This is a genomic window from uncultured Microbulbifer sp., from assembly GCF_947489355.1.
Lineage (GTDB): Bacteria > Pseudomonadota > Gammaproteobacteria > Pseudomonadales > Cellvibrionaceae > Microbulbifer.
Map to the genome: position 1 here is coordinate 1 of NZ_CANLDD010000029.1, position 11,481 is coordinate 11,481.

Annotated in this window: 14 protein-coding genes; 5 read left to right on the forward strand and 9 right to left on the reverse strand. The window is 55.1% G+C overall.

From position 1 onward, the window contains the following. Positions 1–97 precede the first annotated feature (97 nt). Both Q1A48_RS12470 and Q1A48_RS12475 read right to left on the reverse strand, forming a co-directional pair. Entirely contained in the window at positions 98–430 is a 333-nt protein-coding gene (locus Q1A48_RS12470) for a hypothetical protein (protein WP_299945277.1), read from the reverse strand. A 432-nt stretch (positions 431–862) separates the two neighbouring features. Next, a complete protein-coding gene (locus Q1A48_RS12475; protein ID WP_299945279.1) occupies positions 863–1,141 on the reverse strand; it encodes a CHC2 zinc finger domain-containing protein in 279 nt (92 codons plus the stop codon). Between the two features lie 104 nt (positions 1,142–1,245). On the opposite strand from Q1A48_RS12475, the gene Q1A48_RS12480 reads away from it, so the two are divergent. Continuing rightward, entirely contained in the window at positions 1,246–1,638 is a 393-nt protein-coding gene (locus Q1A48_RS12480) for a helix-turn-helix transcriptional regulator (protein ID WP_299945281.1), read from the forward strand. A 21-nt stretch (positions 1,639–1,659) separates the two neighbouring features. Further along, a complete protein-coding gene (locus tag Q1A48_RS12485) occupies positions 1,660–1,959 on the forward strand; it encodes a BrnT family toxin (RefSeq protein ID WP_299945283.1) in 300 nt (99 codons plus the stop codon). Here Q1A48_RS12485 and Q1A48_RS12490 read toward each other — a convergent pair. Beyond that, a complete protein-coding gene (locus Q1A48_RS12490) occupies positions 1,947–2,435 on the reverse strand; it encodes a CHC2 zinc finger domain-containing protein (protein WP_299945285.1) in 489 nt (162 codons plus the stop codon). The two genes, Q1A48_RS12485 and Q1A48_RS12490, sit on opposite strands and share 13 nt — an antisense overlap. Before the next feature lie 118 nt (positions 2,436–2,553). Here Q1A48_RS12490 and Q1A48_RS12495 point away from each other — a divergent pair, with 118 nt between their 5' ends. Continuing rightward, positions 2,554–2,946, forward strand: a complete 393-nt coding sequence (locus Q1A48_RS12495; RefSeq protein WP_299945287.1) for a helix-turn-helix transcriptional regulator — start codon at positions 2,554–2,556, stop codon at positions 2,944–2,946. Between the two features lie 425 nt (positions 2,947–3,371). Here Q1A48_RS12495 and Q1A48_RS12500 read toward each other — a convergent pair whose 3' ends face one another. Continuing rightward, positions 3,372–3,863, reverse strand: coding sequence for a CHC2 zinc finger domain-containing protein (locus tag Q1A48_RS12500; protein ID WP_299945289.1), 492 nt, complete (start codon positions 3,861–3,863; stop codon positions 3,372–3,374). Positions 3,864–4,025: 162 nt separating this feature from the next. On the opposite strand from Q1A48_RS12500, the gene Q1A48_RS12505 reads away from it, so the two are divergent. After that, positions 4,026–4,400 (forward strand): helix-turn-helix transcriptional regulator, encoded by a 375-nt coding sequence (locus Q1A48_RS12505; RefSeq protein WP_299945292.1) that lies wholly within the window; start codon positions 4,026–4,028, stop codon positions 4,398–4,400. 107 nt (positions 4,401–4,507) lie between these two features. Here the strand turns inward: Q1A48_RS12505 and Q1A48_RS12510 are convergent, their stop codons facing one another. The 5 genes from Q1A48_RS12510 to Q1A48_RS12530 form a co-directional block, all read right to left on the reverse strand. Beyond that, the gene (locus Q1A48_RS12510; RefSeq protein WP_299945294.1) at positions 4,508–4,981 is read right to left on the reverse strand and encodes a hypothetical protein; all 474 of its coding nucleotides are present in this window, start codon (positions 4,979–4,981) and stop codon (positions 4,508–4,510) included. 222 nt (positions 4,982–5,203) lie between these two features. Next, the gene (locus tag Q1A48_RS12515; protein ID WP_299945296.1) at positions 5,204–5,488 is read right to left on the reverse strand and encodes a hypothetical protein; all 285 of its coding nucleotides are present in this window, start codon (positions 5,486–5,488) and stop codon (positions 5,204–5,206) included. A 311-nt stretch (positions 5,489–5,799) separates the two neighbouring features. Next, complete coding sequence (locus Q1A48_RS12520) at positions 5,800–6,039, reverse strand: hypothetical protein (protein ID WP_299945298.1); 240 nt, start codon at positions 6,037–6,039, stop codon at positions 5,800–5,802. Positions 6,040–6,762: 723 nt separating this feature from the next. After that, complete coding sequence (xerC, locus tag Q1A48_RS12525) at positions 6,763–7,815, reverse strand: site-specific tyrosine recombinase XerC (protein WP_299945300.1); 1,053 nt, start codon at positions 7,813–7,815, stop codon at positions 6,763–6,765. A 141-nt stretch (positions 7,816–7,956) separates the two neighbouring features. After that, positions 7,957–10,899, reverse strand: coding sequence for a CHC2 zinc finger domain-containing protein (locus Q1A48_RS12530; protein ID WP_299945303.1), 2,943 nt, complete (start codon positions 10,897–10,899; stop codon positions 7,957–7,959). A gap of 138 nt (positions 10,900–11,037) precedes the next feature. Between Q1A48_RS12530 and Q1A48_RS12535 the strand changes: the two genes are divergently transcribed. After that, positions 11,038–11,376, forward strand: coding sequence for a helix-turn-helix transcriptional regulator (locus tag Q1A48_RS12535; RefSeq protein WP_299945305.1), 339 nt, complete (start codon positions 11,038–11,040; stop codon positions 11,374–11,376). The last annotated feature ends 105 nt before the right edge of the window (positions 11,377–11,481 follow it).

An 11,481-nucleotide genomic window follows, 5' to 3' on the forward strand; every position in this document is an offset into this window, starting at 1 on the left:
TTCGTGAACTGAACCTGACCTGACAGACCACCGTCAGAAAAACCGGTAACTGTCAGATCAAGTCTGAACTACTACATTTCATCTTTTTTAAAGATATTTACTTAGAGAAGCTGGCTCTTACCACTTCATGATTTGGGCTTAGCTCAACTTCAAAGGTTCGTACTTTACTTGCACTTCCTCTTTGGCCGGTAGGCGACGCCGGATCTTCAAAAATCACAACGTAATTTTCTCCAAATTTATACAACGTACCTTTATAATTCTGAGTGCCAAGGTTACGCTTTTTTAGTTCATCCAGAGCGAGCTTAAAGGCAACAAGCTGTTCTCCAGTCAAAGATATTTCTTTCTTCAACACACTAACCTCTTGGTCTGCTGCGACTATAGAACCGCTAATAAATAACGCTACTATAGCCACCATTCGTACGACGTTCATGGGTTTAATATGTACTCCCGTTGACCAACCGGATCATAGGCCCTAAATACTCCGCTTGGGGTGCCCAAATATCCACGATATGCAGCATTCGTACCTGCATCCGTCGCAATCCCTCTAAAATCTGTAGATGAGAAGTGGTCGGAATTAAAGTGATCCCTTAGTGGATTGCTCGTTCTAATAATCTTTCCATTCGAGTTTATTATGGAATAATCCGCGTGCGTAGCCGAGTTTAAAACGTTCGATCAGCTCACGGTCGCCGAGACCTCGGCTTTGCAGGTAGTCCAGTGCTTCCGGGCTGGCCAGTAGTGTCTGGTGGTAATAGTCGATGACTTGGCGTAAATAGGTGGTGGGATTCCAGTTCGGCGGAGAGTGCCGCAGGATTCGGGGCAGTAGCGGCGGCAGGTTTGGCAGCGGGGGTGGTGGATAAAGCGGCTAAGGCGGGAATGTCGTCACGGAGCTTTTCCACCGCGTGGCGGAAGCTGACCTCACCCAGTCGATCACGCTGCCGCCAGTCTGGCAGGCGCCCAGGCAGTGCCACAGATTGCTCTTGGGGCTCACCACCAGCGAGGGAGTCTTATCGTCGTGGAAGGGACAGCGGCCTATCAGGTCCGCGCCGCGTTTCTTCAACTCGACGCCGAACTGCTCCACCAGCCGCTCCAGAGACACTTCCGCCTTGATCCGCTCGATCACCTCGTCCGCGATACGCGCCATGCTTCCCCCGATTCGCCAAAAACCCGTCAATAGACTTTTAGATAGATTTAACTATAAACTTATTGGTAGATTTTAAGCAAGGCACATCCGCAGGGGGTCTTACAATGCCGGCACCTCATTCCTGGATCGGTTTACTGGATATGTCGGTCTTCTCCGAACGGCTCAAGCTGCTGCGCTCCGCCCGCAATATCACCCAGGCCCGCCTGTCTGAACTGCTGGAAGTGGACCCCCGGGTCTACAACCGCTGGGAGAAGGGCTCCGCCGCCCCCCAGTTCGATACGGTGATCCGGATCGCCGATATCCTGCAGGTGAGCCTGGATGAGCTGGCGGGGCGCAAGGAACCGAGCGAGCCCAAGATCCACAACCCCGAGCTCTACAGTCTCTACCAGCAAGTAGATCACCTCTCCGACGAAGAACAACGGGCCCTGATCCTGGTGATCGACAGCCTTGTGAAGAAGTCGCAGATGAGCAAGGTCATCGGCAACAAGCGCGCCTGAGCGCCGAGGAGAGGCTGAGGGATGCAATATAATTTCGAGTGGGACCCGGCCAAGGCCCGCGGCAACCTGCGCAAGCATGGCGTCAGCTTCGAGCTGGCGAGCGAGGTGTTCCGGGACCCCATGGCCCTGACCATCTACGATGAGGACGACTCCAGCCACGAGGAAGACCGCTGGGTTACCCTCGGGCAGGTCAACGGGCAGCATTACCTGGTGGTGGTACATACTTACCGCCAGCAACAGGCGGACGATGCGGTGGTGATCCGCCTGATCTCCGCCAGGCACGCCACCAGACACGAGATGACGCAGTATCAGAACGGGTGAACAGCATGCGTGACGAGTACGATTTTTCCAAAGGTAAGCGCGGCAAGTTCTACGATGCCGGCGCCAAGATGCATCTGCCCCTCTACCTCGATGCCGAGGTGCTGGATTATTTCTCGGCCAGAGCCAAGGCCAAGGGGGTTGAGCTCAATGTCCTGGTCAATGACCTGCTCAAGAAGGACATTGCGCTGATTGAAGGGGTTAAATAACAAGCCCCGGCAGATGGCTCTGCCGGGGCTTTTCCCCTGCGTTTTTATCACCCAGTCGATCACGCTGCCAGCCGCACCGCAACCAAAGCAGTGATATAGGTTGGTCTTGGGGCTAATGGCCAGCGAGGGGGTCTTGTCGTTGTGGAAGGGGCAGCGGCCCACCTTGTCTTTGCCGTGGCGCGCAAGCTCAACACCGTAGGCTTCCACCAGCCGCTCTAGGGACACTTCCGCCTTGATTCGCTCGATCTCCTCGCCTGCGATGCGCGCCATAGCTGCTCCCCCACTTGGCTAAAACCTTGTCAACCCCAAAAGAGTAAAAATAACCCTGTTGCAGGGTACTCTGTTTTAGGGTACTGTCAACTCCAGCCTAAAACCCGGGGGATATCCTATGGCGGTCAATCAAAAGTGGGTTCATAGCATGACGCCAGAGGATAAGCAGTTTTACCGGGCACTGGGGCAAAGAATCTCCCAATATCGGAAGGATCAGGGGTTAACTCAGGTTCAACTTGCCGAGATATTGGGGATCGCTCAGCAGACCATGGCGCACTATGAAGGTGGTAACTTGCGGGTTGCCGTATCCCTGCTGAGGCCATTGGCCACGACACTAGGAGCATCTTTCGAGGAACTGATTGAAGGTTCTGCATCGGCAGTTAAAAAGAAGCGCGGCCCAGCCTCCACACTACAGCGCCAGATTGAACAGATTGGCTTGATGCCTCGAAGCAAACAAAGGTTTATTTCAGAGATGCTGGAGGCACTGATTAAGCAGCAACAGGCTTCTTGACAAGCCTCTTCTCAGAATATCAAAGCCCCGGTAGATTGCTCTGCCGGGATCTTAATACTGTTAACTGACGGAAAAGAGGGTTATTGCTAGAAGTTGCAATAGGTGCCCCGATAGCTGACTCTTCCAAAGCTTTACATAAACTTTCTTTTTTTGGCTACAAAAAAAATTATGCTAGAGATTACCCATACCACCAAAATTACGAGAGGAATCCAGCCGAACCTTCCCAACTCAACTCTAAAAAAATAGGTTGAATACGCTACCAGCCCAAAAAAACCACTTAAGAAAAATCGATATGAAAAAAGCTCTTTTAAATAAAGTAATACAGGTTTCATAATAATTAAAACCCCGGTGGACCTTGCTGCCTTCTAACGATAGCCCCCTCACCATTAACTATAGTTTGCGTAATAATAAGATTGTCAAGACCACTAGCCGAGTTTAAAACGCTCGATCAGTTCGCGGTTGCCGATCCCCCGGCTTTGCAAATAGTCCAGCGCTTCGGGGCTGGCCAGCAGGGTCTGGTGGTAATAGTCGATCACCTGGTCCAGCAACTGGTGGGATTCCAAGTCGGCGGAAAGTGCAGAGGGGTTCGGGGCAGTAGTGGCGGCGGGTGGTGTGGGTGAGGCGGCTAAGGCGGGAATGTCTTTACGGAGCGTTTCCACCGCGTGGCGGAAGCTGACCTTTTGGGTTTTTATCACCCAGTCGATCACGCTGCCGCCCGTCTGGCAGGCGCCCAGGCAGTGCCAGAGGTTACTTTTGGGGCTAACCACCAGCGAGGGGGTCTTGTCATCGTGAAAGGGGCAGTGGCCTATCAGGTCGGCACCATGCTTTTTAAGCGCGATGCCGTAGGATTCCACCAGCCTCTGCAATGACACCTCTATTTTAATGCGTTCGATTACCTCGTCTGCAATGCGTGCCATGGTGTTTTCCCCATTTTGGCCAAAATCCTGTCAAGAGGTTTTGCAAAAAAATAATCTGGAGGCATAATACTCCCATTAGAAGTATTTGCAACAACCACCCAAAACACTACTAAAACGAGGGGTAGGCTTATATCATCAGCGACTGACCATGAACTCGCCAAAATGATTGAAGACGACCAGGTATTCCTTAAACAGCTCGGCCAGCGTATCGCCGGCCTCCGCAAGGAGTTGTGTATTACTCAGGTGCAGTTGGCGGAGTACCTGGGGATCTCCCAGCAGTACATGCAGGCTTTCGAGGTGGGGCGACGTAAGGTGTCCGTCTCAATGCTGCCGAAGCTGTCCACTTTGTTTGGTATATCTGTGGATACGCTGGTGGGGATGGAAGATAAGCCAACGAAGCGCGGCCCAGCGCCCAAACTGCTGCGGCAGGTGGAGCAGATACGACAACTGCCTCGTTCTGAGCAGAAACTGGTCTCTGAGATGCTGGACGCGATTATCCAGAAGAATAAGTCGAAGCGCTGGAACAGGGCAAGTTAGCAAACTGGATGAGTGTAGTGTTCGCGAAGGGAAGCGACTGGGCAGACGCCGGGTTGTGATTGCAGCTTGAGGCACTTCATCTCACGACTGGGGATGCAGCCTCCAGTCTAGCGACTAAAGTGAGTTGCACCTCCAGTTACTAACCCACGGTACGTTACCATGTCTCCATCTGAAAATGCTCTCGGCACTGCTTTAATACGATTTATCCCCCGTCCACTGCTAACTAAGGGGTGAAAATGATCTAACGCGATCAGAGGCGTATTTACATTCAGGTTTAATAAGTGCGTTTTACTCCAAGCGATCCAACTGGAGCTGCCACTGGTCACAATATTCGAATTGTAGTATAGGGTTTGACCGTCGATTGTTTGCGAAACCGTAATCCCCCCATATTCTAACCTAGGGTTACCGGCATCTTTTGCAGCCATAATATCTGTATTCAATGCCTCTCTAGCTGAACCAGAATCTAAGAAGGACTCATCAAAATTTATTTCTGGTCGAACAACTCTTGGATCACTCGCATCAGTTGGTGGAGCATCCCCACCACACTCACCAGTAACTAAAACATTGTCACCGTTACCCATCGAACTCACAACCGCCGCAAACGCAACCGTTGCGGCGCCATTTGAGAAGATGGGTGCGCCTGACGTGCAGTCGTAGTGCGGAAGCGATTTTCCCTTGAGGGATCAAGCGCTTGCAGCAATTTTTCCCTGTCAAAGATCGACCTTACCAAAAAATTTCCCTTGAGGCACTTTTTTGCCCGCAAGCGATTAAAGCGGAGGGGCCTGGCCCCTCCTGTTTGGCGGCTAAAACGGTGGTGCCGCTTCTTCGATGGCTTCGATCAGATGCCAGTATTCCTGCCTCAAGTGCTTGACGTAGAGCTGCCTTTCAATATTCAGGCGCTCCCAGGCTTCGATAACGTCCCAGTCTTGCGGCAGATATTCCATGCGCTCCAGTACGAAGGCAGCGGCAATCTGCTCACTGGTACTGGCGCCGTTTGTTTCGGTACAGAGCAAGCTGTAGGCGGTGTTAAGGATTTTGTCTAAGGGATGCGGCAACTGGTTTATTTGATCTTGGAGTTTCTGTTGCATAGCCATTTCTCCTGAGTGGCTGTTGTGTGGGCTCCGGGCACAACCTCGCGCGCAGACCTGTCAAGGCTGCGTAGCGTCTTTTGCGCAGCACCGCGCAGCGGCTTGGCCTTTACAGGTTGAGCACGGGGTTATGCTGAGGAGACACACAGCAGACACGGGGTTTCCCGGTGGCACGGAGCCCAAGGTAAACAGCGTTCGCGGCTTGCCGCGGCCTTAGCTTGAGCGTGGCGCTGGAAGGTGGGATGGGCAGCATGCGAGTAGTGGACGCCGCAGCGCCCACTGGGTAAGCCGCTGTGAAGCGACTTGAGCCATTACTTGCCGTACTGTGCCCGGTAGTAATTGTGCGCGTCACAGTCGGCTACCAGCCCCATCATGTCCAGCATTTGACGCTCCCAGGCGCCCGGCCTGCGCGATCCATCGGCCACTTTGGTCATGACATAGCGGATCAGGGATTCAACGCTGTCCATTTGCTCTATTGCGCCATATTGCTGGTGCAGCTCAATTAGGTATTCCAGCTCTTTCAGTATTTCGGGGTTTATGGTGATGTGCATGGGGTTTACCCTTTTGCTGATACAGTCCTCGGAGTGAGCACCGTTTGCCCTTCCCAGGAACGTCGCGCACAGCACCGTCAAGGGTCGCGTTTTTTGCGACTTGCCTTGCCCTTGACGGTGTGAGCACGTCGTTACAATGGGAGGGCAAACAGTGCTCACGGTTTTTTGTGTGGCACTCCGGCGCGGCGGTGGATGGTGGCAAGGACGCCGGGCTTTATTCCGCGCATACTGGATAAACCCACTACGCAGTGAGCCCCCTTGGGGGCGCGCCGACAGGCGGGGGGTAAACACCATGGGACCAGCCCGACCTGCCCGCTTAAAGACTTTACGCGGGCACGGCGTTTATTGGGGCCAGCGGCCCCCCAGCCGGCGTAGGGCTCGCCCGCGCCGGCGGGCAGGGTTTTTCGGGCGGGGAGGTGCGCGTTTTTTGCGCGCCGGGGGAGGCATGGCTAGGACAGGGCTGCTAAGGCAAGATTGGGGCTGGCGCCCTGCTTGCGCTGTTTTTGCAAGCAGGGTGACAGGCACGAGCTTGCGTTAGCTGCGGCCTTTTTCCTGTGCAGTTCGTAGCGAAGCGGAGAGCTGCCCGGAGCCACGACTGTGGCGGAGGCTGAACGGACGGTTTGTGCTATCCAACGGCATGGGGCGAGCCTGGCACCTTGGCTTGCCGTTTTTGCAAGCCATGTGACAGGCGGATTGGTGACACTGAGTCCAGCAGCCGTACACTCAACCCTCGCCTGTTTCCTCGGCAGCTTCAGCGGCCAAGGTGGCAAGCAGGTCGCTTTCGCTCGGCTCCGGCTTACCCTCATTGTGGTACTGGTCGGCCCGCGCCGGGTGCGTCGCGGTGTGGATCTCCTTTAACTTGTGGATGGCTACATGGGTGTAAATCTCGGTTGTGGACAGCATCGCGTGGCCCAGCATCTGCTGGATAAAGCGGATGTCCGCGCCGTTTTCCAGCATCAGCGTCGCCATGGTGTGCCGGAACAGGTGACAGGAGCCCACCTTGTCAATGCCGCTTTGCTTTACATATTTTTTCACCGCGCGGCTGACTTTGTGCGGGTCGAGTTGCTTGCCATTTTCATCCAGGAACACTGCGTCCGGACTGCTCGGTAAGCTGTACTGTGGGCGTACAGTCTCCAGATATCTGTCAATCCAGATCAGCGCCCTTTCACCGATGGGGACAAAGCGGTCTTTCTTGCCCTTACCCTGTCGTACCGACAGTATACCGGCACCGGTGTTGATGTCCGGCAAGGCCAGGTTAATCACTTCCTGCCGCCTTATGCCGGTACTGTATAACACTTCCAGCATGGCGCGATCCCTGATGCCTTGATCCGTTTCAATATCCGGCTGTGATAGCACCAGCTCCGCCTCTTCCGTCGTCAAGGTGTGTTTGGGCAAGCGCTTTTCCGCTTTGGGCAGTTCCAATTCACTGGCCGGGTTGTACAGGATCAGGTTTTCCCGTATCAGGAACTTGAACCAAGTGCGAACCGCCGTTAAGCGGTTGCGTTGGCTCACCACCGATAGGGGTTTGCCGGTGCGGCTGATGGCGTGGTACAGGTGCCGTTGATAGCGTTGCAGCACCGGCCGGGTGATTTGCTCGATACGATCCACTCCGCGCTCGTGGCACCAGTCGATAAACCAGCCCAGGGCGGCGTGTTTGTATTGTACGCTTTGGCTGGCGTAGTGCCGGGCTTGCAGTTGTTCTTTGTAAGCCAGGGCGTAGGCTTCCAGTGCGCGGGGGTCGCTGGGTTTTTTTGGTGTGCGTTCGAGATAGGGCATAGCATGCCTCACTGACCAGTCTGCTGGTACGGTACGATTGGTTTTTATTTTTTCCCGTATTAGTGCATTTTTTCCGGATTTCACCATCACTTGCCCCAAAGCCTTATCAGCACTGGGCTAGAGGGGGTTTTCCCCTATGCACTAGGTGGCCACTAGCTGACCACTAGCAGGCCACGAGCTGCCCACGAGGTTGCTGCCCGAGGCCACGAGGTTGTCAGTCGTAGGAGCAGTTTTTTTGTGTTTTCGGAGTTGCTCTACATCGATTAAGCCGATGAGTTGCGCCTGGTTGGTCTCCAGTTCACCATCAAGCACCAGCTCATACACAAAGCGCTGGCCGTTTCTGCCGTGATGGGCCAGCACATATTCCAACTCCACTAGCCGACCCAGGTGCACCCGTACCTGCTTGTCCGACAGTCCCGCTGCTTCGCGCACTTCCCGACGGGTAAAGCGTACCTCTGTCTGACGCAGGCTTTCGGTTTTGACTTTTTGCGCGACCAGCGTGTGCAGGTGTTGCAGGAGTGTTCGGGTGGGCGGTGGCAGTTCGTCGAGGGAGCGACCGAGAATGTCGTGGGCGAGGTCGTTAGCCAGGGCGATGTCGTCCAGCGTGGTCTCGATGTAGTCGATCTGCTGCGCGTTGTGCGCAACAGTTTTGATTCCACGCTGGTATTGGTGCAGTAATGTGATGCTGTCGATGAGCGTGAGGTACTTTTCATGGTCTCTTCTGGTGCGGGTGCGACTGTCGGCAAAGCGTAGCTGCTGTGCATAGGGATTGACTACCGCCAGGGGCCTGAGCAGCCGCTGGGCGTTTTGGTGTTGCCGGATCAGCCGGTCAGCTTGATGATTGGCGAGCAGGCCGTCTAACGTTCTCGCTTGGCGTTGGCGCTGCTGGATCGCCGCCGTTTGCGCCCGGCTTTCGTTAATGGTGAGCACCACACAACGGTTTAACAGCTCTTCGTCAAGGTCTATAGCGGTGGTGGTCAGAAACAGCATCACCGGGCCTTCCACCCGGTATTCCTCCGTCACCAGCTTGCCGCTGTGCGGGTCTTTGCTTGTGCTGGCAATGGTGAGTTCGCCCTGGCTCTGTAGGAGCTTAAGGGCATAAGCGGCCTGCCGGACCCCTTCCTCTTCGGCAATCCCCAGTATTTTGTGTTTGAGGTTGGTTTCCCCCAAATAAAACAGGCTCTGCCCGGTCATGGCGGAGTAATGCACTTTGTCCTCTTCCGGCACCATTTTTAATACCGCATCCATCAGGGCACTTTTGCCGGCGGCACTGGTACTCTGCACAATGATTGCCAGCGGCGTTTTTAACTTGCGTGAGACGGCGGCCAGATAGCCCATTAAGGCATTGGCCGGTTCACCTACCAATCCGATTTGGGCATAGTCGCTCACAATACGCTGTGCCAAGGTGGGATCGCGCAACAGCGTGAATGCTTCTTTCCTGTCATCGTCTTCCATCCGGTAGCTGGCCAGCGCTTTCGGCTTGAGTGCCTCCTGAATGGTCTGGTCTTGCAGGGTTTCCAGCTGCAACAGCAGCTGCCCCAGGTCGCGCTGGATCACCTTGTTCTCAATACCACATTCCGCAGCCGCCATGCGTACAAACCCCTGCCGGCATTTAGCGCTGTACAGGTCGAAGGTATCTACATGAACCCGTTCGTCACACTGTAACAACAGGTTGATTTTTAAAACTTCGTAGCTGGTGTTTTTCTGTAAACCACGCACCCGGTAACGACGCTCTCCGAAGATGATGGTGATTTCGTGCTCGGATTGCTGGGGTTCGGGCAGGTTTTTCGGTGTGGGTGGTACGGCGGTGGCTGGTATTGCCGGGGTCTCTGCGACCGGTACTTCTGCCTGTGCATCAAAGCGCGGGTTGGGCTCCGGGTTGGCGGCCAAAGTGGGCGGGGTTTGTGGTTGGGGGTCTTGCTGTGGCTGGACAGCTTCAATATCCAGCTGCCACTCCGGTGCCGGGCCTGCTCCCATCCATTCCGCCGCGCGGATCACCATACCCAGGCTTTTACTGGCCGGGGTCACTTCCTGTGCGTACTGGTTTACGTCCATGCCTTTCGGGAACAGCAAGCGGTAACAGGCAACGCCCTCGGCCTGGAGTTTTTTGGCCAGCTGCTGCGCGGCGCTGTTGCCGGCTTGGTCGCGGTCATAGGCGATCAATAGGCGCTGGATATTCAGTTTCTGCAACAGTGCCAGGTGGTCATCGGTAAAACCCGCCGTACCGTAGCTAGCGGTGACGTTTTTGTAGCCGTGGACCCAGAAGGTCATGGCGTCGATCAGTGCTTCGCAAAGTATCACTTCCCGATGATCTTGCAGGCCCTCCCCGTTCCACACACCCCGGTGCGGACCGGGCAAGTACAGGTGTTTGGGTGTGCCTTTTCTAAGATCGTCACGCAGCTTGCGGCCATAGGCTTCCACCACCTGGCCCGCCCGGTTAAACACCGGCACAACCAGAGAACCGTTCAGATGTTCGTGGCCGCTCTGGCGCAGGATACCCAAGGCTTGCAGTTGCGCGCGGATCTCCGCTCCGGTCTTGTGCCGTTTGGGGGGCAGTTGGTAAGTGAGGGTGCGGTTGGCGTAGCCGAGTTTGAAGCGTTCGATCAGTTCGTGGTCGCCCAAACCACGGCTTTGCAGATAGTCCAGCGCTTCCGGGCTGGCCAGCAGGGTTTGGCGGTAATAGTCGATCACCTGGCCCAGCAGGTGGTGGGATTCCAAGTCGGCGGAGAGTGCGGAAGGGTTCGGGGCAGTAGCGGCAACAGGCTTAGCGACGGGCGGGGTGGATGAGGCGGCTAAGGCGGGAATGTCGTCGCGCAGCTTTTCCAGCGCGTGGCGCAAGCTGATCTTTTCGGTTTTCATTACCCAGTCGATCACACTGCCGCCTGTCTGACAGGCGCCCAGGCAGTGCCATAGGTTGGTTTTGGGACTTACCACCAGCGAGGGGGTTTTGTCGTCGTGGAAGGGGCAGCGGCCTATCCGGTCGGCGCCGTGCTTTTTTAGCGCGACCCCGTAGGACTCCACCAGCCGCTGTAATGACACCTCTGTTTTGATTCGTTCGATCACCTCATCTGCGATGCGTGCCATGGTGTTTTCCCCATTTTGGCAAAATCCTGTCAATACTCTTTCTAGGTTTTTATTTAAATCCTCTTAAGGTATTCTTGTCAAACTGTTTTGGGCTGGAGGATTAAGCTCATGGCCACTTCCATCGCGTGAGTTGCATCCATGAACTTTCCGGCTAAACTAATTCAGATTCGCAGGAGGCAGGGATTGACCCAGCAAGGGCTGGCAGATGCCGCCAGCCTCCACATCAACCAAGTTCGACGATATGAAGCCGGGGCGGCACAGCCGACCCTGGAAGGGCTGGTAAAGCTGGCCAAGGCACTGCATGTAAGCCTGGATGAATTGGTATTCGAAGAGAGCGAGCGCGGCCCCTCCAATAAGACCCGGCTACTGTTCGAGGCCATCGAACAGCTTCAAGACGGGGAGCAGGCAATTATTCGGGAGGTACTGGAGGGAATGATTCTCAAGTATGAGGTCCGGCGCTGGACTCGCGCTGGCTGAAGACACCAAAACCCCAGTCAGAGTCAACTGCTGAGAGCGTTGGCAGACTCACCATTAGAGGTACATAGCAGCTAAAGCGGGAAAGACAGATAGGACGAAGCTCCG